We start from the raw sequence: 583 nt of genomic DNA, 5'->3' as shown, positions 1-583 counted from the left end.
CAAGCCATACTTGGGGACTATCGGCCGTATCGGTGGTAAGGCTCCTAACGAAGTTCAAGGCCACACTGACCTGGTAGTTTGTGTTGGTAACAACTCACCATTCTCAGTATTGTGGTTCCCTAAGAACGCCAAGGTTATCCAAATCGACGTTGACCCAGAAAAGCAAGGCAAGCGTCACTCAGTTGACGTATCAATCCTGGCAGACGCTAAGAAGAGCTTGCGTGCTTTGATCGACGCCGGTGAAGCCCGCGAAGAATCACCACTTTACAAGGCTGCTTTGGCCGACCGTGAAGAATGGGATGCATGGACTGCTTCATTTGCTGACGACCACTTGAAGGACGAAGGCCGTGTACGCCAAGAACCAATCTGGGATGTCATCAACAAGGAAGCCGCAGACAACGCTGTCTTCGCTATTGACGTTGGTAATGTTAACATGGACCACGCACGTCTGTTGAACATGAACGGCAAGCAACGCTGGACTACTTCAGGCTTGTACGCAACCATGGGTTACGGCTCACCAGCTGCCATTGCAGCCGCAACTGCAATGCCAGACCGTGAAGTATGGCACTTGGCCGGTGACGGT

The 583-nt window shown here is 52.1% G+C and carries 1 protein-coding gene; it reads left to right on the top strand.

What is annotated here, in order from left to right; all coding sequences use genetic code 11:
* Positions 1-583, top strand: a 583-nt coding sequence (locus tag FD23_RS10580) for a thiamine pyrophosphate-dependent enzyme (protein WP_236743898.1), incomplete at both ends; no start/stop codon positions are given.

The sequence above is a fragment of the Lactobacillus delbrueckii subsp. delbrueckii DSM 20074 = JCM 1012 genome (assembly GCF_001433875.1).
Taxonomy (GTDB): domain Bacteria; phylum Bacillota; class Bacilli; order Lactobacillales; family Lactobacillaceae; genus Lactobacillus; species Lactobacillus delbrueckii.
This window is presented reverse-complemented; position numbering and strand designations above follow the sequence as displayed.